Annotated in this window: 21 protein-coding genes and 1 pseudogene; 8 read left to right on the top strand and 14 right to left on the bottom strand. The window is 70.4% G+C overall.

Features of this window, described 5'->3' with window-relative positions; translation table 11 throughout:
- Window positions 1-117 precede the first annotated feature (117 nt).
- The 3 genes from Q5425_RS22390 to Q5425_RS22400 are packed head-to-tail and all read left to right on the top strand — an operon-like array spanning window position 118 to window position 3,291.
- The gene (locus Q5425_RS22390) at window positions 118-1,431 is read left to right on the top strand and encodes an MFS transporter (RefSeq protein ID WP_308674230.1); all 1,314 of its coding nucleotides are present in this window, start codon (window positions 118-120) and stop codon (window positions 1,429-1,431) included.
- Window positions 1,418-2,836 carry an aminotransferase class V-fold PLP-dependent enzyme gene (locus tag Q5425_RS22395; protein WP_308674231.1) on the top strand — a complete coding sequence of 473 codons (1,419 nt, stop codon included), beginning with the start codon at window positions 1,418-1,420 and terminating at the stop codon, window positions 2,834-2,836. The genes Q5425_RS22390 and Q5425_RS22395 overlap by 14 nt, the downstream gene beginning before the upstream one ends.
- Window positions 2,833-3,291 carry a hypothetical protein gene (locus Q5425_RS22400; RefSeq protein WP_308674232.1) on the top strand — a complete coding sequence of 153 codons (459 nt, stop codon included), beginning with the start codon at window positions 2,833-2,835 and terminating at the stop codon, window positions 3,289-3,291. The genes Q5425_RS22395 and Q5425_RS22400 overlap by 4 nt, the downstream gene beginning before the upstream one ends.
- On the opposite strand, the gene Q5425_RS22405 is transcribed toward Q5425_RS22400, so the two are convergent.
- From Q5425_RS22405 to Q5425_RS22420, 4 genes are read right to left on the bottom strand one after another with little or no spacing between them, the layout of a single operon-like run.
- Complete coding sequence (locus Q5425_RS22405; RefSeq protein WP_308674233.1) at window positions 3,292-3,564, bottom strand: DUF6295 family protein; 273 nt, start codon at window positions 3,562-3,564, stop codon at window positions 3,292-3,294.
- Between the two features lie 12 nt (window positions 3,565-3,576).
- A complete protein-coding gene (locus Q5425_RS22410) occupies window positions 3,577-4,317 on the bottom strand; it encodes a dienelactone hydrolase family protein (RefSeq protein WP_308674234.1) in 741 nt (246 codons plus the stop codon).
- The gene (locus Q5425_RS22415) at window positions 4,314-5,984 is read right to left on the bottom strand and encodes an MFS transporter (protein WP_308674235.1); all 1,671 of its coding nucleotides are present in this window, start codon (window positions 5,982-5,984) and stop codon (window positions 4,314-4,316) included. The genes Q5425_RS22410 and Q5425_RS22415 overlap by 4 nt, the downstream gene beginning before the upstream one ends.
- Window positions 5,981-6,415 carry a MarR family transcriptional regulator gene (locus Q5425_RS22420; protein WP_308674406.1) on the bottom strand — a complete coding sequence of 145 codons (435 nt, stop codon included), beginning with the start codon at window positions 6,413-6,415 and terminating at the stop codon, window positions 5,981-5,983. Before Q5425_RS22420 ends, Q5425_RS22415 begins: the two co-directional genes overlap by 4 nt.
- 139 nt (window positions 6,416-6,554) lie before the next feature.
- On the opposite strand from Q5425_RS22420, the gene Q5425_RS22425 reads away from it, so the two are divergent.
- The gene (locus Q5425_RS22425) at window positions 6,555-6,851 is read left to right on the top strand and encodes a hypothetical protein (RefSeq protein WP_285992158.1); all 297 of its coding nucleotides are present in this window, start codon (window positions 6,555-6,557) and stop codon (window positions 6,849-6,851) included.
- A gap of 65 nt (window positions 6,852-6,916) precedes the next feature.
- Here the strand turns inward: Q5425_RS22425 and Q5425_RS22430 are convergent, their stop codons facing one another.
- Window positions 6,917-8,140: a lipase family protein gene (locus tag Q5425_RS22430; RefSeq protein WP_308674236.1), complete on the bottom strand. Its 1,224-nt coding sequence runs from the start codon at window positions 8,138-8,140 to the stop codon at window positions 6,917-6,919.
- Between the two features lie 89 nt (window positions 8,141-8,229).
- Here Q5425_RS22430 and Q5425_RS22435 point away from each other — a divergent pair, with 89 nt between their 5' ends.
- Window positions 8,230-8,874 carry a TetR/AcrR family transcriptional regulator gene (locus tag Q5425_RS22435; protein WP_308674237.1) on the top strand — a complete coding sequence of 215 codons (645 nt, stop codon included), beginning with the start codon at window positions 8,230-8,232 and terminating at the stop codon, window positions 8,872-8,874.
- Between the two features lie 104 nt (window positions 8,875-8,978).
- On the opposite strand, the gene Q5425_RS22440 is transcribed toward Q5425_RS22435, so the two are convergent.
- Both Q5425_RS22440 and Q5425_RS22445 read right to left on the bottom strand, forming a co-directional pair.
- On the bottom strand, window positions 8,979-10,142 hold the full coding sequence (locus Q5425_RS22440; RefSeq protein WP_308674407.1) for a GGDEF domain-containing protein: 1,164 nt from the start codon (window positions 10,140-10,142) through the stop codon (window positions 8,979-8,981).
- Between the two features lie 321 nt (window positions 10,143-10,463).
- Window positions 10,464-11,723, bottom strand: a complete 1,260-nt coding sequence (locus Q5425_RS22445; RefSeq protein ID WP_308674238.1) for an MFS transporter — start codon at window positions 11,721-11,723, stop codon at window positions 10,464-10,466.
- Window positions 11,724-12,185: 462 nt separating this feature from the next.
- Between Q5425_RS22445 and Q5425_RS22450 the strand changes: the two genes are divergently transcribed.
- Window positions 12,186-14,069, top strand: a complete 1,884-nt coding sequence (locus Q5425_RS22450; protein ID WP_308674239.1) for an FAD/NAD(P)-binding protein — start codon at window positions 12,186-12,188, stop codon at window positions 14,067-14,069.
- 15 nt (window positions 14,070-14,084) lie between these two features.
- Here Q5425_RS22450 and Q5425_RS22455 read toward each other — a convergent pair whose 3' ends face one another.
- The 3 genes from Q5425_RS22455 to Q5425_RS22465 all read right to left on the bottom strand — a co-directional run bounded on the left by Q5425_RS22455 (window position 14,085) and on the right by Q5425_RS22465 (window position 16,645).
- Window positions 14,085-15,191, bottom strand: a complete 1,107-nt coding sequence (locus Q5425_RS22455; RefSeq protein ID WP_308674240.1) for a glycosyltransferase — start codon at window positions 15,189-15,191, stop codon at window positions 14,085-14,087.
- Between the two features lie 19 nt (window positions 15,192-15,210).
- Window positions 15,211-15,840 (bottom strand): HNH endonuclease family protein, encoded by a 630-nt coding sequence (locus Q5425_RS22460; RefSeq protein ID WP_308674241.1) that lies wholly within the window; start codon window positions 15,838-15,840, stop codon window positions 15,211-15,213.
- Between the two features lie 124 nt (window positions 15,841-15,964).
- Complete coding sequence (locus Q5425_RS22465; RefSeq protein WP_396135214.1) at window positions 15,965-16,645, bottom strand: hypothetical protein; 681 nt, start codon at window positions 16,643-16,645, stop codon at window positions 15,965-15,967.
- Window positions 16,646-16,721: 76 nt separating this feature from the next.
- Between Q5425_RS22465 and Q5425_RS22470 the strand changes: the two genes are divergently transcribed.
- Window positions 16,722-18,008, top strand: a complete 1,287-nt coding sequence (locus tag Q5425_RS22470; RefSeq protein WP_308674242.1) for an adenylosuccinate synthase — start codon at window positions 16,722-16,724, stop codon at window positions 18,006-18,008.
- Between the two features lie 33 nt (window positions 18,009-18,041).
- On the opposite strand, the pseudogene Q5425_RS22475 reads toward Q5425_RS22470, so the two are convergent.
- From Q5425_RS22475 to Q5425_RS22485, 3 genes and pseudogenes are all read right to left on the bottom strand, one after another.
- Window positions 18,042-18,481, bottom strand: a pseudogene (locus tag Q5425_RS22475) (IS5/IS1182 family transposase); the annotation flags it as partial.
- Window positions 18,482-18,534: 53 nt separating this feature from the next.
- Complete coding sequence (locus Q5425_RS22480; RefSeq protein ID WP_308674243.1) at window positions 18,535-19,173, bottom strand: SDR family oxidoreductase; 639 nt, start codon at window positions 19,171-19,173, stop codon at window positions 18,535-18,537.
- Window positions 19,174-19,195: 22 nt separating this feature from the next.
- Window positions 19,196-20,560, bottom strand: coding sequence for an MFS transporter (locus Q5425_RS22485; RefSeq protein WP_308674244.1), 1,365 nt, complete (start codon window positions 20,558-20,560; stop codon window positions 19,196-19,198).
- 106 nt (window positions 20,561-20,666) lie between these two features.
- On the opposite strand from Q5425_RS22485, the gene Q5425_RS22490 reads away from it, so the two are divergent.
- A complete protein-coding gene (locus tag Q5425_RS22490) occupies window positions 20,667-21,398 on the top strand; it encodes a TetR/AcrR family transcriptional regulator (RefSeq protein ID WP_308674245.1) in 732 nt (243 codons plus the stop codon).
- Between the two features lie 170 nt (window positions 21,399-21,568).
- Here Q5425_RS22490 and Q5425_RS22495 read toward each other — a convergent pair whose 3' ends face one another.
- Window positions 21,569-22,066: an OsmC family protein gene (locus tag Q5425_RS22495; protein ID WP_308674246.1), complete on the bottom strand. Its 498-nt coding sequence runs from the start codon at window positions 22,064-22,066 to the stop codon at window positions 21,569-21,571.
- Between the last annotated feature and the right edge of the window lie 72 nt (window positions 22,067-22,138).

The raw sequence follows: 22,138 nt of genomic DNA on the forward strand, positions 1-22,138 counted from the left end.
AGGCCCCTGTCGTGGCCTTGGTCACGACGATGGCACGATTCCCCTCGACCACGACCGGGTGCCTGCCGAGATCGAATACTCATGGCCTGCACCCGGTACGCATCCGAGGAGGACCTGTTGGCGACGTTGTCCGGCCGGACGAGGTTCCGCTATTCGCTCGGCTCGTTCGTCACCGGGTCCTTCGGCACGGTTCCCGGCCTGGTGCTGGTGAAGTACCTGACCGACACGATGGCCGTGCCCGCCGGCTGGGCCGCCGCGATCGTGTTCGTGCCCAAGGCCTGGGACGTGCTGTTCAACCCGGTCGCCGGGCGGATGTCCGACGCCGACCTGCTCAAGACCGGCAGCAGGCGGCGGTTCCTGCTCGTCGGCGGCATCGGCGTGGCGATCCTGTTCGCGGCGATGTTCGCCCACCCCGGGTTCGGTGACCCGCTGCCGGACGCGCTCTACGTGGCGGTCATGTTCGCCGCCTGCGCCACGGCGTACGCGCTGTTCCAGGTGCCGTTCAACGCGCTGCCGGCCGAGCTGACCGAGTCGGCGACCGAGCGCACGAAGCTCACCAGCGTCCGCATCGGCGTGCTCGCCGTGACGATCCTGGTCTGCGGGGGCGGCGCGCCCGCGATCAGCGCCGGGATCGGCGGTGTCGCGGGCTACCGCGTGATGGCCGTCGTCATCGGGCTGATCGTGCTGGCCGCGACGCTGCTGGTCTACTTCGGCCTCAAGGACGCGCCGGTCGGCTCGCTGCGGCCGAACACCGTGAACCTGAAGGAGCTGGTGCGCACGCTGGCGGCGTGGCGGCCGTTCCGCTGGCTGCTCGGCACGTACTTCATCCAGGCGCTCGGGATCGGCACGGTGCTCGCCGCGATCCCGTTCTTCGCCCAGCGCATCCTCGGCAGCGAGGGCTACGGCACGATCCTGTTCGTCATCTTCGTCGGCCCGGCGCTGGTCACCATGCCGCTGTGGCCGCGGCTGGGCGACCGGGTGGGCAAGCTCAACGGCTTCCGCCTGGCGACGGCGGTGTTCGCGATCGGGCTGCTGGGTCTCGTGTTCGCCCAGTCGATCCCGCTGGTCGTCTCGTTCGTCTTCGTGGCGCTGTGCGGGGTCGGCTACGCCGGGATCTCGGTGTTCCCGCTGGCCATCCTGCCCGACCTGATCACGGCCGAGGAGGAGCGCACCGGCGAGACCCGCGCCGGGATCGCGGCGGGCGTGTGGACCGCGGGGGAGACCCTCGGGCTGGCCTTCGGCGGCGGGCTCTGGGCGCTCATCCTGGCGTTCGGCGGGTACGTGTCCAGCACGGACGCCACGGCGACGCAGCCGCACAGCGCGATCGTGGCGATCCTCGTCGGGGCGTCGATCGTGCCCGGCGTGCTGATCGCGCTGGCCCTGCCGCTGCTGCGGCGCAAGGTGCTGGAGCCGCGCCATGAACCCGTCTGAGGACGTCCTCGCGGCCCTGCGGGAGCTGCGGGCGGGCGACCTGCCCACGCACGGCGGCCGGACCCTGGCCTACGTCTACGACAGCGGGCTGTCCGAAGTGGACTCCCTGGGGGCGGCGGCGCACGCGCTGGCGTCGTCGGCCAACGGCCTCGACCCGACGGCGTTCCCGAGCCTGCTGCGGATGGAGAACGACCTGGTCGCCGCGGCCGCTTCGCTGCTCGGCGACGTTCCGGGCGTCGTCGGCTCGGTGACCTCGGGCGGCACGGAGTCGTGCCTGCTGGCGGTGCTGGCGGCCCGTGACGCGCACCCCGCGGTGGCCGCGCCGTCGATCGTGCTCCCGACGACCGCGCACGCGGCCTTCCACAAGGCGGCCCACCTGTTCGGGCTGCGGCGGATCGACGTCCCGGTCGACCCGGTGACGTTCCGCGCCGACCCGGCGGCGATGGCCGCGGCGATCGACGACTCGACGGTCCTGGTCGTGGCGAGCGCACCGTCGTACGCCCACGGCGTCCTGGACCCGGTGCCCGAGATCGCCGCGGCGGCACTCGAGCGCGGCGTCCGGATGCACGTCGACGCCTGCATCGGCGGCTGGGTCCTGCCGTACTTCGCCCGTCTCGGCGCGGACGTCCCGCCGTTCGACTTCCGCGTCCCCGGCGTCACGAGCATTTCGGTCGACCTGCACAAGTACGCGTACTGTCCGAAGGGGACGTCGGTGCTGCTGCACGCCTCGGCGGAGCTGCGGCGCACGCACTACTTCGCGAGCGCGGCCTGGCCGGGCTACACGATGCTGAACACGACGATCCAGAGCACCCGCTCGGGCGGCCCCCTCGCCGCGGCGTGGGCGGTGGTGCACCACCTCGGCTCCGACGGCTACCTGAAACTGGCGTCGGCCGCGCGGGAGGCGACCTCCCGGATCCGGTCCGGCCTCGAGGAACTCCCCGGCCTGCGGGTACTGGGCGACCCGGTGTCGACGCTGATCGCGTTCGCCGGCGACGGCGACGGCTTCGACCTGTTCACGGTGGCCGACGAGATGAAGGCGCGCGGCTGGTACGTCCAGCCGCAGTTCGCGCACCTGACGTCGCCGGCGAACCTGCACCTGACGGTGACGGCGGCGAACCACGGCAGCGAGAAGGAGTTCCTGACCGATTTGGCGGCTTCGCTGGACGCGGCCCGGGCGGCGGGCCCGGTGGTCGTCGACCCCGCGGTGGCGGAGTTCGTGGCGGCCCTCGACCCGGCGACGCTGACTTCGGAGCAGTTCGCGGGCCTCCTCGCGGCGGCGGGTCTGGGCGGCGCTTCCGGGCTCCCGGAGCGGATGGCGCCGATCAACGCGCTCCTCGCAACGGCACCGGCGCCGTTGCGGGAGCGGCTGCTGCTGGAGTTCCTGGGCGCCCTCTACACGCCGTGAACGGGGTACTGACCAGCATCATCGCGGTCTGCGGGACCTTGGCCGGGTCCGCGCTGACGTACCTCTTCGCCCGCCTCACGGCGCGGCGGACGGAGAAAGCCGTCCGCGAGGAGCGGCTTCGCCAGGAGCGGATCACGGCCTACGCGGCTTTCGCCGGCGCGATGACCGCCCTGCGCCAGAAGGTGATCGCGCTGTGGTTCCTGCAGCACGAAGACGCGGACCCGCGGGCCGCGCACACCGAGGCGGACCAGTGCGGGGCCGCAGCCGACCACGCCCGGTTCGAGGTGCGCCTGCTCACCGAAGACGCCGAGGTCCTCCGGCTCGCCGACGCCGCGTTCGACCCGATCGCCGCCATCGGCAAGGCGGCGGACCGGGCCGAGCTGGAGGACCACGAAGCCCGCAGCCAGGAGGTCCTCACGGCGTTCGTCCGAGCCGCCGGGCGGCAGCTCCGGTGATCACTGGTTCCGCGAAGCCAGCCCCGCGGGAGCGGACTTGACGGCCGCGTGGATCGCGTCCGCCAAGGCGAGCGCGTCCTCTTCGGTCAGCTCCAACGCGACCCGCGCCGAAGCGCCCAAGCCCGGGTTGCGGAAGTCGATGTTCACCGTGTGCGCGTACGGCGCGTGCACCGGGTGGTCGACGTACACGGTTCCCTCGCTCACCCGGAACCAGCCGCGGGCGCCCTTGCCGCTGCCTTCGAGCGCGAACTTCTCCGTCAGATAAGTGCACATGAGCGGGTCCTCTCAGGCGGTGAGCGTGCGGGCGTAGAAGTCGAGGATGCGTTCCCAGCCGTCCTTGGCGGCTTCGGGGCGGTAGCTCGGGCGGTCGACGGCGAAGAACGCGTGGCCGGCGTCCGCGTAGGTGTGGAACTCGTGCTCCTTGCCCAGCTTCTCCAGCTCGGCCGCCAGCACGGCCACCTCGTCCGGGCCCGGGAACTGGTCGTCCGCGCCGAAGATCCCGAGCAGCGGGCACGACAGCTGCGGGGCCAGGCCCAGCAGCGGCTTCATCCGCTTCATGGCCTCCGGCGGGTCGTTGACGACGAACGCGCCGTAGCAGTCCACCGCCGCGTCGAGGTCCAGGGAACACGCCGCCAGGAATGCGTGGCGCCCGCCCGAGCAGTGGCCGATGACGCCCACGCGGCCATTGGCGTTTTCCAGCGCACGCAGGTAGTCCGCCGCGCCCGAGACGTCGCCGACCAAGCGGTCGTCGGGGATGCCGCCCGCCGCGCGGACCGTGGCGGCCGCGTCGTCCGGGTCCGCGCCCGGCGCTTCGCGCGTGTACAGGTTCGGGCAGAGCGCGTTGTAGCCCTCGACGGCGAAGCGGCGCACCATCTCCTTCGTCGCCGCGTCGTAGCCGGGCAGGTGGTGGATCACCACGACACCGCCGCGCGGGGCCGGGTCGGTCGGTTTGGCCAGGTAGGCCTCGAGTTCGTCCCCGCCGTGGCCGGTGATGGTGACGGTTCCGGCGATGATTTCGTCGGTCATCGGTTCTCCTTCGCTCCCTCGGGGATGTGGACGTACCGTTTGCCGCGCGAAGCGGAGGCGATCGCGGCGACGACGGCCATCACCGCGGCCGCGGTGAACACGACCACCAGGCCGTGGTGGAACGGGCCGGAGACCAGCCGCGGGAAGAACTCGCCGCCGGTCAGGGCCGAGCGGTCGGGCGGCGACAGCGCCGCGAGGACGTCCGGGCCGAGCAGGTGCCCGACCGGGTTGCTGCCGAGGAACGCGGCGAACAGCGTGCTGACCGGCGGGAGCCCGGCGACGCCGTCGGCGACGGGCGCCGGGACGCCGTGGGCCTGCAGGCCGCCGGTCAGCGTCTGCGGCAGCGACGAAGCCAGCCCGGCGATCATCAGCGAGAAGAACACGCCGATCGACAACGACGTGCCGGAGTTCTGGAAGGTCGCCCGCATGCCGGAGGCGACACCGCGTTGCGCGGTCGGGACGCTGCTCATGATGGCCGAGGTGTTGGGCGCGGCGAACATGCCCTGGCCGACGCCGCTCAGCACGAGCAGCGCCGCGAACGCCGGGTAGGAGAAGTCCACCGGCAGCGCCAGCAGGCCCAGGAACGCCGCGGCGACCAGCAGCAGGCCGCCGGTGGCGAGCGGCCGCGCGCCGAAGCGGTCGGACAGGTACCCGGACACCGGCCCGGCGACGAGGAACCCGGCGGTCAGCGGCAGCAGGTGGATGCCCGCCCACAGCGGCGTCCGCTCGTAGTCGTAGCCGTGCAGGGGCAGCCAGATGCCCTGCAGCCAGATGATGAGCATGAACTGCATGCCACCACGAGCCACCGAAGTCAGCAAGGCGGCGATGTTGCCGGCGGCGAACGCGCGGATCTTGAACAGGGAAAGCTGGAACATCGGCGCGGCGACGCGGGTCTCGATGACGCCGAACAGCAGGAGCAGCAGCACACCGGCGCCGATCCCGCCCAGCACCCGGGGATTGCCCCAGCCGGTCGCCGCGCCGCCGTAGGGCTGGATGCCGTAGGTGATCGCGGCGAGGACCAGCGCCGTCCCGGCCGCGAAGGTGACGTTGCCGCCCCAGTCGACCTTCGCACGCTGAGGCGTCCCCACCTCGCGGAGGCTGCGGATCGACCAGATCGTGCCGAGCAGGCCGAACGGCACGCTGACCCAGAACACCGCGCGCCAGTCGAGCTCGGCCAGCAGCCCGCCGACGACGAGGCCGAGGAACTGCCCGGCCAAGGCGGTGATCTGGTTGACGCCGAGGGCCATGCCGCGCTGCTCGGCGGGGAAGGCGTCGGTCAGGATCGCCGCCGAGTTCGCCGTCAGCATCGAGCCGCCGACGGCCTGCACGACCCGCCAGCCGATCAGCCAGAGCGCCCCGGCGCCGGCGTGGAACGGGTCGAACGACAGCGCCACCGACGCGGCGCTGAACACGACGAAGCCGACGTTGTACATCTTGACGCGGCCGAACATGTCGCCGAGCCGCCCGAGCGTCACCACCAGCACCGCCTGCACCAGCAGGTAACCGAGGATCATCCAGAGCAGGTAGCCGATGTTGCCCGGGGCCAGGGGGTCGAGCCCGATGCCGCGGAAGATCGCCGGCAGCGAGATGATCACGATCGAGCCGTCGAGCGCGGACATCAGCACGCCGAGCGTGGTGTTCGACAGCGCGACCCACTTGTAGCTCACAGCTCGTCCGCCAGCCGCTCGAGCAGCGGGATCGCCGCGATCAGGGCGCGCTGCTCGGCCGCGGTGAACTTCCCGGCCAGTGCGTCCGCCAGCTGCCGGGTGGTCTGCGAGCGCCGGTCGGTGAGCAGCTCGACACCGGCTCCGGTGACCGACATCAGCACCTTGCGGCCGTCGGAGCCGTCCTTGCGCCGCTCGACGAGCCCGCGCTCGACCAGCCCGGCGAGCGTGACGCCCATGGCCTGCGGCTTGACGCGTTCGAGGTCGGCGAGGCAGCCGGGGGTGGCCGGTCCTTCGCGGTCGAGCCGGGACAGCACCGAACGTTCGGGCAGGGTCGGTTCGCCGGCGACGTAGCCCTGGCGCAGCCGCCGGACGAGCCGGCCGAGCGCGACGCGCAGGTCGGCGCTCGCCTGCAGGAGCTCCTCGTCCGGCACGATCGTCAACCTAGACTGATAAACCTGGGTTGATCAACTCGGACTTCGGCACCGCTATCGGGTGAGCCGGGAGCTTTCGCCGGGGGCGGCTCCGGATCCGGTGTTACCGTCCGCAATGGACACCTTGGAGGGACACCGGATGACCATCCTGCACGTCGAGCACGCCGGCCACGACCACGTCCACCGCGAGGGCTGCGGCCACGCGGCGGTCCCGCACGGCGACCACATCGACTACGTGCACGAAGGGCACCTGCACCGCGCGCACGACGGCCACTTCGACGAGTGCGAAATCGCGGGCCACGTGCCCCACACCGGTCACGACCACGCCCACGGCGACGGCTGCGGCCACGTGGCGGTCCCGCACGGCGACCACGTCGACTACCTGCACGACGGGCACCGCCACGCGACCCACGAGGACCACTACGACGACCACTGACCCCGTCGTGAGTGGTAAGGCGGGTTAGAACCCGCCTTACCACTCACGACAAGCCGCGGGAGACCTCAGAAAAGACCGCAGTTGGAGATCGCCGGGAGGCCGGCGAAGCGGCCCTCGAGCCAGGCGAACGCCTCCGGGTACGCCCGCACCGCGCCGAGCACGTGCGTCGGCACCAGCGACGTGCTGAACTGCACCTTCACGCCCTTGCCGCACCACGTCCGGCCCAGGTCGCGGTCCTGCGCGTAAGGCACGATGTCGTCGAGCGCGCTGTGGACGATCAGCACCGGCGCCGACGGCTTCAGCGAACCGATCTTCTGCTCGGCCACCCGCGACCGGTACGGCTCTTCCCCGAGGTACGCGACGAGCGAGCGGCCGTCGTTGGTCAAGGTCGACGACTGCGTGAACGCGTGCCCGGCGATCGCCGCCACCGTGCACTCGGTCCGGACCTGCTCGAACAGCTGCTTGCCGCGCGCGTTGAGCAGCGCCGGGATGTTCAGCTCCGGATACGCGTAGTTCATGCTGACCAGCGCGAACCCGAGGAACCCGACCGCGTAGTGGCCGTCGAGGTTCTTGGCGACCTCGGCGAGGTCGGCCGGCACCGCCCCCGCGTACGCGCCCTTGAGCTTCAGCTCCGGGGCGTAGCCCGGCTGCAGCTCCGCCGCCGCGGCCGACGCGCCGCCGCCCTGGGAGTAGCCCGCGATCGCGACCGGGCCGTCGTCCGGAAGCCCCGCCTCCGGCAGCCGCTGCGCCGCGCGGATCGCGTCGAGCACCGCGTGCCCCTCCGACGCGCGGTTGACGTACGTGTGGTCCCCGGGCGTGCCGAGCCCTTCGTAGTCGGTGACGACGATGCCGTAGCCCCGCGTCAGCAGCCCGGCGATGAACGGGCCTTCGTACTCGAAGCCCGCGGCAAGCGCTTTCGACGGCGCGCAGTCGTCGCCCTCGCCCTGGGTGCCGACGGCGTAGGAGACGATCGGGCGCACGCCGGTGCCGTGCCAGGCCGACCGCGGGGTCAGCACCGTGCCGGTGACGGCGATCGGCGAGCCGTGCGTGTCGGTGCTGCGGTACATGATCCGCTGCACGCTTGCGTCAGCCTTGATCAGCTTGATCGGATCGATGTAGAACGTCGACGCCTCGTGCCGGATGACGTCGCCGTTGCTGCCCGCGGGAAGGGGGGACGGGGGATCGTAGAAGGACGCGGCGGAGGCCTGTGGCGGGCCGAGTGTCGCCAGGGCCAGAACGGAAACCGTGGCGACGGCCGCGCAGAGGGCGCGGCGGGGGAAGATACGCATGCTTGCTCCTCGTTGAGCAGGGCGGGTGCGCGGGGAAACACCTTTTTAGACAGAGGTGTCGGAAAAAGAATCACGTGAGGGGGACCACCATGTCAAGCCCGGCTCCGCGTGGGCGGCCGCGCAAGCTCCCGGTTTCCGAGCAGCGCGCCCGCGTGCTGCGGGCGACCGCGAGGGTCGTCGCGCAGCACGGGATGCAGGGCGCGACGATCGAGCAGATCGCGCGGGAAGCCGGCGTCTCACGGCAGGCCGTCTACGAGCAGTTCGGCGACCGCGCGACGCTGTTCGCCGAGGTCGTGGCCGAAACCGAGGAGCGGGCGTTCACCGCCATCGCGGGGCCGTCGGTGGCCGACGAGCAGCCCGGTCTGCGGGCCTGGGCACGGGCCAACTACGCCAACATGGTCACCTTCGTCGCCGACCACCCCGAGGGCTACGGCGTGCTCCGCGCGGCCGAGCGCGCGGGCGACCCCGCTCTCACCCGGTTGAGGGAGAGGCTGGCCGTCGTCTACGCCGAAGCCAGCCGCAAGCGGTGGGCCGCGCACGGCATCGACTCCGGCCGCGCGGACCGCGCGCTCGTCACGCTCTTCTTCGCGATGACCGAGTCACTGGTCCAGGCCACCTGGGACGGCGAGCCGCCCGACCAGGACGCCCTGATCGACCTGCTCACCGAGTTCACCGTCGGCGGCGTCGCCCGCCTCCAGACCAAGGCGAGCGACGTCATCGACCGGTTGCGGTAGGGGCGCTGTGCCGATCGATTACCAATCCGACCACAGTCACGGCCGAATGGCTTCGTAGCACGGTTGCGTTCCGCGCGGGGGGCGGCCTGCTTTTGGCCGGATTGCTAAGCCGCGGCCAAGGCCGCCGCGGCCGACCCCACCACCCGGTTGCGCCCGCCGTGTTTGGCCGCGTACACGGCCGCATCGGCGGACGCCATCACCTCCTCGATGGACGCACCGTCGAGCGGGTAGGCGGCGACGCCGATGGACGCGGTCTGCCGTTCGATGTCCACGGCCGCGCCCTCGTTGGTCTTGGTGCTGATGATCAGCTCGCTGACCCGTTGCCTGATCCGCTCCGCCGTGACGATCGCATCCTCTTTGGACGTCGACGGCAGCAGTGCGACGAACTCCTCGCCGCCGAACCGGCCGACCAGGTCGTGCGCCCTGGTCTCCTGCTTGACCACGGCGGCGACCGCCTTGAGCACGTCGTCCCCCGCGAGGTGCCCGTAGGTGTCGTTGATCCGCTTGAAGTGGTCGAGGTCGATCATCATGGCGCCGAAGCTGCCGTTCTCCCGCTCCGCGCGCGAGATCTCGCGCTGCGCGCCGTCCTGCCAGGTGGTGGCGTTGAGCAGCTGCGTCTTCTGGTCGGTCGTGGCCAGCTCTTCCAGCCGCTTGATCAGCACGGACCGCTGCAGCACGTACAGCGGCAGGATGACCAGCACCGACAGCAGCGGCTCCTCGTTGAGCACCATCACCAGCAGCGCGCCGACGCACAAAGTGGACAGTTCGAGCAGGTTGTCGTCCATGTTGCCGAGGCACGAGACCGGGGTCGCGCTCTTCGGGTCGGCCAGGTAGAGGCCGAGGCCGGTCAGCGCGGTGTTGACCGTGAAGAAGGCCAGGGCGGCCAGCGTCACCGTGGCCACGCCGCTGCCGATGGTCATGTGACCGACGACACCCGCGGAGAACGCCGACAGGATCATCGTGGTCGCGTTGGCGGCCACACGGTGAAATTCACCCGGACGGGTGCCGGACCAACTGCGGAACGCAAGGTATACGTACAGCACGACCCCGAGCGCGGCGACCAGCTGAGCCGGCAGCAGCAGGCCGGCGGGCAGCAGCCACACCGAAGTCATCGAGATGTAGGGCCCGTTGCTGAGGATCCGGCGCTGCCGCTCCAGCCGCCTGCTGACCTCGGTTTGCGCTACGGCCAGGGCCGTGAGCAGCAGAAACGTGCCCACCTGGGCGACGGTGACCGGCACGGTCAACAGTGCGACGGCGGTCCAGCTCAGCATGACCGTGATGGCGGTCAGCGTCGCGACGATCCAGTCGCGGGGGCGGGTCCACAGTGCCCAGCCCCGCACGCGAGAAATCAAGTCTTGGCCGCTCTGTTCCCCCGATGTGACCATTTTTCCCCCAGACCCTTGCGCAGATGTACGGTGACAAAGTACTCACGGACAGTTTCAGACCGTTCGCCTGCTGTCCACAAGGGCTTTCGGTGTGTACTTTTTCTTTGACACCGGAACGAGAGGTGGCCAGCGATGCGCGGCAAAGAACAGTGACCGCACAGCGCACCGCAAGGTCGCGCAGGTCGAGCCCACGCGCGGGGCATGTCAAGCATGTTCGGCGCGTGCGGCTTCTTTGTCGATCCATCGACCCGGATCGCCCGCCACGGCCCGCGCCCACAGCGCCGCCAGCGGCAGCGTGAGCACGATCCCGATGACGCCGAAGATCCCGACGGTGCTGTGCGGGGTCAGCTGATCCGCGAGCACGCCGCCGATCAGCGGGCTGACGCCCATCATCGTGGTCAGGCCCGTGTTGGACAGGCCCATCACCTGCGCCCGCTGCTCGTCGGGCACGGCCAGGGTCAGTGACGCGGTCGCCTGCAGCAGGCAGACCGTGCCCAGGCCGCCGGACACGACGAACAGGACGATCGACGAGACCGGCCCGGGGTTCAGGAAGCAGAGCACCAGCGGCACGGCGCACAGCGCCGACAGCGGTCCGATCAGCTTCGGCCGCAGCCGCGCGGGCACCCAGCGCGTGTAGGCGAAGGTCGCGATGACGCTGCCGATCGGGTCGGCCGCGAGCAGCAGGCCGATCGCTTCGGGGCCGCCGCCCGCAGCCGAGACGTACGGCGCGGCGATGCCCTCGTAGACCGGCAGGAGCCCCATCAGCCAGGTGAACAGCACCAGCGTCCGCAGCGGGGAGCTCGCGAAGGCCGTCCGGCCACCCCCGCCGAGCGTCGCGAAGAAGGACTTGCGCTGCTCACCGGTCGCCGCGGCCGGCCGGGCGCGGAGGCCGAAGCGCACGAAGAGGGCCGACAGCACGAACGTGGCGGCGTCGATGATCAAGGCCACGTGCGGGTCGAGGGCGATCAGCAGCGCGCCGCCGCCGGCGAACCCGAGCAGCTGGGCGCTCTGCACGGTCATGCTCCGGATGCCCATCCCGACGACGAACCGGTCGCCTTCGAGCACCTGCGGCAGCAGCGCCAGCTGGGACGCCTTGAACGGCGGGTTGACCAGGGAGACGCCGCCGACCAGCACGCACATCAGCCAGAACGGCATGCCGGGCAGGGCGACCAGCAGGATCAGGCCGGCCCGCAGCAGGTCGACGACCACCATCACGCTGCGGCGCGGGAAGCGGTCGGCGAAGCCGGTCAGGAAGATGCCGCCCAGCAGCGACGGCGCGTAGGTCAGGGCGTACGTCAGGCCGGTGAGGGTGGCCGAGTTCGTCCCGGTGAACACGAGGATGGACAGCGCGACCCTGGCCAGCTGGTCGCCGGCGATCGAGAGCAGTTCCCCGAACCACAGCGCCCGGAACTCGGCGACCCCGAACACCTCGCGGAACGTGACGCGATCCGGCGGTGCTGCCATGCGTTTTCTCCCGACCTCTTGTGCAGACCGCGTCCCTCGCACGCATGACCGCCGGTGACAAGACGACCAGTCGGTCATGAGGCAGTCACGGTACGTGAGTTACCCCAGCCAGTGTCCCGTGACTGTTGGTAAATCTCTAGGTTCTTTCGCTGGTATCCAAGGTGTCACGGAGCTTTCCCGAACGGGTCAGACGATAGCCCGCAGTGTCTGACCGGTGGCTCAGGAGTCACCAATGGATCATTCCGTACCCCTTGGCCGGTCGCCAGGGGCAAAAGTAGCCACCTCACGTCCGCGAGGCCCCGCGGCCGTTCGACGACCTCGATCGACGCGCGGACCGGCGCGGGAGGCCCACGGACCCGACCGGGGGATTCGCAGCCGCGGGCGGAGCGGATCGGTCCGGGCCGGGATTCCGCCCTGTGGGAAGGACGTCCCGCGCCGGACCCCGGGCGTAACTTCGGATTCGTGGCCGACCTCCCGCCGTTCACCCTGGCTGTCGTGGGCGCCGGACCCCGCGGGGTCGGCGTCCTCGAGCGGCTCGGGGCGAACGCCGGGGAACTGGCCGGCGGACGGCGGCTCGAGGTGCACCTGATCGACCCGTTCCCGCCGGGGCCCGGCCGGGTGTGGCGCTACGACCAGTCACCGCTGCTGCGGATGAACTCCATGCCCGAGGACGTCACGATGTTCACCGACGACTCGGTGAAGATGGCGGGCCCGGTCCGGCCGGGGCCCTCGCTGCTGGAGTGGGCGCGGAAGGTGCGGGACGGCCGGCTCGACGCCGAGGTGCCCGCCGACGTCGCCGCCGAGCTGACCGCGCTCGACCCCTTCGACTTCCCCACCCGGCGCCTGCAGAGCGCCTACCTGACCTGGGTGTACCGGAAGGTCGTCGAAGACCTGCCCGAAAGCATGGACGTCGTCGAGCACGCGGCCCGCGCGGTCGGGGTGGACGGCTACACCGTCACCCTGTCCGACGGGTCGGCGATCGTGGCGGACGCCGTCGTCTTCACCGTCGGGCACCTCGACGCGGAACCCGACGATCGGGAGCTCGAACTGGTGGCGTTCGCCGCGCGGCACGGGCTGTCCTACTACCCGGCCGGCTACACCGCCGACGTCGACTACGCGGGCGTCGAACCGGGCGAAACCGTGCTGGTGCGCGGGTTCGGGCTGGCGTTCGCCGACCTGATGCTGCTGCTGACCGAGGGCCGCGGCGGCCGGTTCGAAGACCTCCCGTGCGGCGGCCTCCGCTACCACCCGAGCGGCGCCGAGCCGGTGCTGCACGTCGGCTCGCGGCGCGGGGTGCCCTACCACGCGAAGATCGGCTACCGGCTGCGCGGCAAACCGCCGCGGCTGCCCCGGTTCTTCGACGCCTACGCCATGGACGGGCTGGCCGGGGCCGCCCTCGACTTCCGCGCGGACGTCTGGCCGCTGATCGCGAAGGAACTCGCCTGGGGCTACTACACCGAGCTGTTCACCGGGCACCCCGACCGCGTCCGGATGGACTTCGCCGTGTTCGCCGACGCCTTCGCCGACTCGGACTGGGATGCGCCGGCCATGCGGGACCTCATCGCGCGGGCGGTGCCCGCCGAGGCCGACCGGCTCGACCTCGACCGGCTCGACCGGCCGATGGCGGGCCGCACCTTCGGCACGGCGGAGGAGTTCGGCAAGGAACTGCGCAAGTACGTCGAGGCCGACCTGGCGCGCCGGGCGGACCAGGAGTTCAGCGCCGACCTCGGTGCCTTCACGGCGTTGCTGTCGGTGTACGGCCAGCTGCCGGTGCTGGTCCACAAAGGACGGCTCGGTGCCGCGTCGCAGGTGTCCGATATGGACGGCTGGTTCCACGGGTTCTTCTCCTACTACGCCAGTGGTCCGCCGCCGCGCCGCCTGGAGGAACTGCTGGCGTTGCACGAAGCCGGGATCGTTTCCTTCGCCGGTGCCGAACTGCGGGTGACGGCGGAGGGCGGCGTCTTCGTGGCGTCCTCGGCCAGTCACCCCGAGACCGTCGAGGCCCGCACGTTGATCGAAGCGCGGCTGCCGGGCCCGAGTGTGACCCGCGCGGCGGACGGCCTGCTCAGGCAGCTGCGCGACGCGGGCGAACTGGCCGAAGAGGCGGTGGCGGACCCGGTCACGGGTGCCCGCCTGTCGTCCGGCCGGATCCACACGCGGGTCTCCGACTCCCGCGTGCTCGACGGCGCCGGACGGCCCCACCCGCACCGGTTCGCGGTCGGTCCGCACACGAGCGCGCGCTCGACCGCGGCGTTCACGCGGCCGCGGACGAACGCGCTGTCCTTCCGCCAGAACGACGCCGTAGCCCGCGAGATCCTGACGCTCGTGAGTGGTAAGGCGGGTTAGAACCCGCCTTACCACTCACGAGGCCCAGGCGACCAGCTCGGCGAGCACTGCTTCGGGCGCGGGCATGCCCGCGATTTCGGCCGCGATCCCGCGGGCGACGTCCCGGGCCGCCGGGTCGTCCAGCAGTTCGCGGACCGCCGCTTCGATCGCGTCGATCCGGATCGCCTCGCCCACCAGCGCCTTCGCCGCGCCGAGCGCCGACAGCGTCTCGGCGTTGGCGAACTGGTCGGCGCCCTGGGGCAGGACCAGCTGGGGCAGGCCGGCGGCGAGCGCGGCGAGCACCGTGCCCGTGCCGCCGTGGTGCACCACCAGGCCCGCGTGCGCCAGCACCTCGGCCTGCGGCACGAACCCCGCGACCCGCACCCGCTCCGGCAGCTCGCCCAGCGCCGCGGGGTCCCCGGGACCGACCGCGACGAGCACGTCCACCGGCAGCCGCGACAGGGCGGCGATCGCCCCGCGCAGCACCTGCGTCGCGCCGAAGGCCACCGTGCCCAGGGTCAGGTACACAAAGCCGTCTCCCGGCAGCGGCGGCAGCGGGACATCGGCGTTGTACTGCGTCGGGCGCATCCGGAACACCTTCGGCACGGCCGCCGTGCCGGGGTCGCGGACGCTGTCGGGCCAGACGTCGACGCAGGCGTCGCCGAGCATGGCGTCCGCGGGCCGGGTGCCCCAGAGCGGCGCCAGCCGTTCGGCCGCGATCTCGAGCACCTCCGGCGGCATCGACCGGCCGATCACGAACGAAACGGCCGGGATGCCCGCCTGCTGCGCCAGCGCCCCGGCGCCGACGTCGCTCTGTTCGTAGACCACCAGGTCCGGCCGCAGCCCGGGCAGCAGCGGCCGCAGATCGGCCATCGTCGCCCGCGGCAGCAGCTCGGCGAACATCGTGAGGGCGAGGTCGACGAAGCCGGCGTCCTCGCCGTGCCGCCGCTTGGCCTCGGCCTCCGCGTCGCCGATGGTGATGCCCACGCGGTGCGCCTCGAAGCCGAGTTGACGCACCTTGGGCACGAACGCCTCGCCGGTGCCGAACACGACCTCGTGGCCGGCGGCTTTCGCCGCGTTCGCCAGTGGCAGCAGGGGAAAGAGGTGACCGTACGCCGGGCGGCACGTGAAGAGGATCCGCACCGCACCGAGCGTACCGTGATCAGCAGCGGTTGAGCATGTCCGTCAGCGCGGTCTTCTCGGCGGAGTTGATCGTCAGCTTGAACTTGTACTTCACCGCGACCCACATCTTCGCGTAGGTGCACCAGTAGCTCACCAGCGGCGGCTTCCACGCGTCGGGCGACTTGTCGCCCTTCTCCTGGTTGACGTTGTCGGTCACGGCGATCAGCTGCGGGTCGGTGAGGTCGTTCGCGAACGCCTGGCGCTGCGCGGTCGTCCACGACGACGCACCGGTGCGCCACGCGTCGGCCAGCGGCACGACGTGGTCGATGTCCACATCGGACGCCGCGGTCCAGGTCGCGCCGTCGTAGGGGCTGAACCACTTGCCGGAGGTCGCGGCGCAGCTCGAGTCGGTCACCACGTTCGTGCCGTCGCGCTTCAGCACCACTTCGCGGGTGTTGCAGCTGCTGCCCTGGTCGATCCAGTGCGGGAACTTGTCGCGGCTGTAGCCGGTCTGCGAGCCGTCGGCCTTGACGGTCAGGGTGGCGAGCTCGGACTTCGCCGTGGTGGCCGACGGGATGCCCGGCGGGGTCGCGTCCGCGACGCCGGCCAGGGTTCCGGACAGTGCGGCGGTGACGGCGAGGACGGTGAACGAACGACGAACAGCACGCATCTTGCGGCCTCCGGGTCAGGTTCGGGACAGTTCACCTTGATCCACGGAAGTGGCGCATACAACACGTATAGGTGACGTTTTGCTGCCCGTCGATGAACACTGCGTGATCGTCGGCGGGGGACGGTCAGAGCGCGCCGCGGACCAGCCGCAGGTCCTCGGTGTGCCGGTACCAGGTCCACTTGTTCACCGCGCGCTCGTGGACGACGTCGTCGAGCACCGGCCGGGTCGGGATGCAGCCGATCTGGAACGCCCGCGAGTACAGCGTCGTCGGCCGCTTGAAGATCGTGCCCTTCACCACGCGGACGGCCAGGCCGGGACCGCCCGGGTCCGGCAGCACCTCGATCGACGCGGCCGGCCCCCGCAGCGCCACCTGCTCGTCGGCGTAGGCCACCCCGCGGACCAGCCGCAGCTGCCCGCGCCCGACGAGCACGCCGCCGACGTCGTCGCGGATCAGCGGCACCGGGTCGACCTCGCCGCGCAACGCCAGCGCGAGCGCCCGCAGCGGCGTCTTCGGCAGGCCCCAGAGCGCGCCGACGACCGAGTCCGGCGACGACGGCACGAACCCGACCGACACGCCGGAGAGCGCGTCCTTGCGCAGCAGGCGCAGCACGACCGCGGCGAGGTCCGCGTCCGTGCCCGAGACGACCAGGTGATCGTGTTCGCCCAGCAAGGGGTCGATTTCCGCCTTGCCGGGACGGCTCGGCACGCGGATCGACTCGACGTCGTCGACCTCTTCGAAGCCGGCCGCGTCCTCGCCACAGGCCACCACTATTCCGCGCACCCGCGGGTCCTCCGTTACGCTCATGCACCGGCATTTAGCAGCGCCACCGGTGTCCGTCCGGGACACTAAACCTCACGTCGTCGAACACCTGGAGTGTCACATGCCGGCCATCGTGCTCATCGGTGCCCAATGGGGAGACGAAGGCAAGGGCAAGGCCACCGACCTGATGGGTGACCGCGTCCAGTGGGTCGTCCGCTACCAGGGTGGCAACAACGCCGGTCACACGGTCGTCCTGCCGAACGGCGAGAACTTCGCCCTGCACCTCATCCCGTCCGGCATCCTGACGCCGGGCGTGACCAACGTCATCGGCAACGGCGTGGTGGTGGACCCGGGGGTGCTGCTCGACGAGCTCTCCGGCCTCGAAGCGCGGGACGTGGACACGTCCAAGCTGCTCATTTCGGCCGACGCGCACCTGATCATGCCGTACCACGTGGCCATCGACAAAGTCACCGAGCGGTACCTCGGCAGCCGCAAGATCGGCACCACCGGCCGCGGCATCGGGCCGTGCTACCAGGACAAGATCGCCCGCGTCGGCGTCCGCGTGCAGGACCTGCTCGACGAGAAGATCTTCCGCCAGAAGGTCGAAGCCGCGCTGGAGTTCAAGAACCAGGTGCTGGTGAAGGTCTACAACCGCAAGGCGCTCGACGCCGACCAGGTCGCCGACGAGGTGCTGGCGGCGGGCGAGAAGTTCGCGCACCGCATCGCCGACACGCGGCTGCAGCTCAACCAGGCCCTCGAGCGCGGCGAAATCGTGCTGCTGGAGGGGTCACAGGGCACGCTGCTCGACGTCGACCACGGCACCTACCCGTTCGTGACGTCGTCGAACCCGACGTCCGGCGGCGCGAGCGCCGGCTCGGGCATCGGGCCGGGCCGCATCACGACGGTGCTCGGCATCCTCAAGGCCTACACCACGCGCGTCGGCTCCGGCCCGTTCCCGACCGAGCTGCACGACGAGTCCGGCGAGTACCTGCGCAAGCAGGGCGGCGAGTTCGGCGTGACAACCGGCCGCTCCCGCCGCACCGGCTGGTTCGACGCGGTGATCGCGCGGTACGCGGTGCGCGTCAACGGCATCACCGACTACTTCCTCACGAAGCTGGACGTGCTGTCCGGCCTGGAGAAGGTGCCGGTGTGCGTCGGCTACGAAGTCGACGGCTTCCGCACGCAGGACATGCCGATGACGCAGACCGACGTGCACCACGCGATCCCGATCTACGAAGAGCACCCGGGCTGGTTCGAGGACATCTCGGCGTGCCGCACGTTCGAGGAGCTCCCGGCGAACGCCCGCGCGTACGTCGAGCGCCTGGAAGAGCTGTCGGGCGCCCGGATTTCCGCGATCGGCGTCGGCCCGGGCCGCGAGCAGACGATCGTGCGGCACACGTTCGTCTGAGAGGTTGTCGCATGTGGTGAGTTTGCGGAGTTCGGCCTTGCGTTCGTGGCGCAACGTAAGGCGTCGGTATCCGGTGAACCAGGCCATGGTTCGTTTGATCACCCAGCGGCGCTTGCCGAGCTGGTCCTTTGGATTCGATGCCTTTGCGGGCGATGCGGACCTTGATGCCGCGGTCGCGGACCAGCGGCGCAGGTCGGCCTGGTCGTAGGCCTTGTCGGCGTGCAGCTCGGCCGGCTTGCGCCGCCGTGCAGGGCGTGGATCTTCGAGCCGGGCTTGCCGCGGTCGACGGGGCTGGGGGCCGGTCGTAGATCCCCCTTTTTCGCCCGCACGCAGGCACCGTCCACGATCACGCGGCTCCAGTCGATGAAGCCCTGGCTGCCGAGTTCGTCCAAAAGCGCACGGGCAGCTGTCGCCACAGCCCGGCCTCGCCTCCACTGGCCGAAGCGGCGGTGCGCGGTATGGAACGGCACCCCACCGAAGCCTCACACATCAGTGTCAACCAAACCCTGGGCAGAACCTTTCTCCGTCAGTGTGCCAGGGTGGGGCGTTGCCGTGACCACACGTCTTCGGTGGCGGCCTGCACGACGAACCGGGCGAGGTCGTTGCGGTTGATCGTGGTGCCGCCTTTGGGGGTCTCGCTGTCGCCGATCCGGTAGTCGCCGCTCACCGGTTCGTCGATGATCCGGGAGGGGCGGACGGCCGTCCAGCTCAGCTCACTGCCCTCGAGGATGGTTTCCATGGTTTCCATGTCGCCGTAGAGCTCGCGCATGAGGGTGCGCGCCACGGCGCGGTACCACAGGGGGTGGTGAGGGTCGCCGCGTCGCACGCCGCTGGAGGAGAGAACGACGATCCGGGCGACGTTTTCCGTGGTCATGGCGGTGACGAAGTGGCGGGCGCTGCGGGAGTAAAGGCCGCCGGAGCGCGTTCCGGACGGTCCGATTGCGGAGATGACGGCGTCTTGGCCGTGTACCGCGGCGCGTACGTCATCGTGATCCAGCACATCGCCTTTGACGATCTCCAGTGCGGGCTGGAATTCTTCCGGTACCGGGCGGAACGTGTCCGGGTTGCGGACGACGGCGCGGACGCGGTGGCCGGCGCGGAGGGCTTGTTCGACGATGGCGTGTCCGGTGGCGCCATTGGCTCCGAAGATGACGAGCTTGCTCATGACGTTCCCTTTGTTGGTGGGCTTAGTGCGTGACGTCGGCGGCAGTGCGGGGCAGGAGTGGCACGGCCGCCAGGCAAGCGACGATGACGCCGGCGACGACCAGGAGCGTCGTTGTCATGGCCGGGATGCTGCCGTCGCTGGTGATCGCCGCGAGGAAGACGCTGGTGACCGTGGCGGAGCCGATACCGTTGGCGACCTGCTGGACGGCGCTGAGCGAGCCGCTGGCGGCGCCCGCCTCGTGTGGTTCCACGTCTCCGAGCGCGAGGGTGAAGATGGTGCTGAAGCAGATGCCGGCGCCGAGCCCGATGACGAGCGTCGTGATGGCGTTCTGCCACCACGTCGCGTCCGCGCCGATCACGTTCACCACGAACAGCAGGAGTCCGGCGCCGGTCAGGGTGGTGAGCAGTCCGCCGAAGACGAGGTTGCGGCCGAGCTTGGGCGCGAGTGCGGTGCTGATCCCGGAGCCGCCCATGATGCCCGCGGTGAGAGGGATCAGGTTGAGCGACGTCTTGGTCGGCGAGTATCCGAGGCCCAGTTGGAAGAACAACGAGATGACGTACATCAGGCCGCTGAAGGCGGCGAACACGAGCAATCCCATCACAAGTCCTGAGGTGAAACCGCGGTTGCGCAGAAGTGACCGGGCCAGCAGCGGCTGCTCGCTACGGGCTTGACGGCGGCAGAAGACAGCGAAGAGAACGATCCCCGCCACGCTGGTGCCGATCGCGAGTGCTCCCCAACCGTGATCGGAGCCGGTGATCAGTCCGAAGAGGAAGCTGAAGAGCGAGACGGCGAGCAGACCGCTCGCGACCAGGTCGATGCGGATGGTTCGGTCGGCTTCGACTGCGGGCAGGAAGCGGAAAGCCAGCACCAATGCCACACCGCCGACGACGACGTTGATCAGGAAGATCGGTCGCCACTGCAGGCCGAAGAGGTTGGCGTCGATGAGGATGCCGCCGATGAGCGGGCCGGCGACCGCGAAGATGCCCAGCATCGGGGCGAAGAGCCCGAACGCTTTGCGCAGTGCGTCTTTCGGGAACGTCGCGGTGATGATCGCCATGCCCTGCGGGATGAGCAGCGCGCCGAAGGCTCCCTGGGCGACTCGTGCGCCGATGAGCATGACCGGGCCGACGGCGAGGCCTGCCACGGCTGAGGCGAGGACGAACCCGGTGAGGCCGATCAGGAAGGTCCGGCGTTGCCCGAAGCGGTCACCGATGCGGCCGCCGAGTACCAGCAGGGAGCCCAGAGCGAGGGCATAGGACGCGCCCAGCCACTTGATCAGGCTCGGTCCGGCGCCGAGGTCCGCGACCAGGGATGGCGCCGCGACGTTGGCGATGGTCGCGTCGATCAGGTCCATGGCGTCCGCGAGCAGGACGACGACGAGCGTCATCGCCATTGCTCGGGTGGAGGTCAGCGGCCGGGATGGATCAGTTGAAGTGATCATGCGGAGGGCGTCCCTCAGTCAAATGGTTCGGACAAACTTGATCGTAACGAACATGTTCGTCACGATCAAGTTCGACTACTGCTATGCTGGTCACATGCCCCGACAGATGCCGGTCAGTCGCCGTGAGCGGCCGGCGAAGCTCGCGTTGACTCGTGACCGAATCGTGGACGCCGCGATGGCGATCCTTGCGTCCGACGGCGCCCAGGGGGTGACGATGCGGAAGGTCGCTGCGGCGCTGGACACAGGCCCAGCGTCGCTTTACGTGTATGTGCGGAACGCCACTGAGCTGAGTTCCTTGCTGATCGATCGGCTCATCGCGTCGCTGGACCTGTCCTGGGACGGTGTCGAGCCGTGGCGCGGACGCATGCACCGTGTGCTCGCGGACTATTCGACGATGCTGGCGAGCCATTCGGGCATCGCGCGGTCAGCAGTGTTCGTGTGGCCGGACGGACCGCACTACCTCGACCTGATCGAGCTGCTGATGCGCCTGTTGACGGCGGCCGGCGTCGAGCCGGAGACGGCGGCTCGGGCGACCGATCTGCTGCTCCAGCACTCCACTGCAGCGGCCGCGGAGTGGGAGGGCCGCAGAGAAGGCGGGGAGCAGGAACTCAGCGACCTCGTCAGCACGCTCGAATCAGCCGACCCCCAGCGGCACCCGACGCTGAAAGCACTCGGGACGGCGATCTTCGTCCGCGGCAGCAACGAAGATCGCAGTGCATGGCTCATCGACATGATGCTGGACGGGATCCTGGCGCCGCGAACCGCTGGTCAACTCGACGGATGAGCGGTTCGCTCTGGACGCCGTTGCGCCAGGAGTCCCGGTGGCCGTTACGAGGTTCGCCCGGTGATCGAGGCGTTCGCTGGACGGATGTGCGGTGATTTCGCACGGCCAGATGCTCGGTAAGCACCGCTGGGTGATCGAGCGAACCGCGGCCTGGTCACTGGATACCGCGTTCAGGTCAGCTTGGTGCTGACGGGCGTCTCGTTCCGGAACAGGTCGAGCACCGGGCAGTGCTCGTCGACCTCGCGCTTGAGGTCTTCGTAGCGCTCCCGGCTCGCCGGTCCTTCGAGTTCGACGGACACGCGCACGTCCCCGAAACCGGGGCGGGTGTTGAAGGAGAAGCCGAAGAAGCCGTGCAGATCGAGGTCCCCGTCGACGGTGACCTTGACGGAGTCGAGCGGAATCCCGCGCTTCGCCGCCCAGAACTGGTAGGTGATCACCTGGCAGGACCCGAGGGCGGCGAGCGCGAACTCGACGGGGTTGGCGGCGTGGTCGGTCCCGCCGAGCGCGGGCGGCTCGTCGACGGTGAAGCGGTGGTCCCGGACCTTGACCTCCACTTCGGTCTTGGTCCCCGGCTTGAGTTCGTGGCCGACGCTGAAGGAAACGGCGGCGTTGTGCGGATCGGCGTCGACGGCCTTGCGGGTGCCTTCGATCACTTCGGTCAGCGACATGGGCCCTCCTGAAGATCGTGATTTCGCCTCAGGGTGGGCGATTTCACGCCGGCCCGCTCGGGTTCCCAATTC

The sequence above is a fragment of the Amycolatopsis sp. A133 genome, from assembly GCF_031082405.1.
In the GTDB taxonomy this organism is placed as follows: domain Bacteria; phylum Actinomycetota; class Actinomycetes; order Mycobacteriales; family Pseudonocardiaceae; genus Amycolatopsis.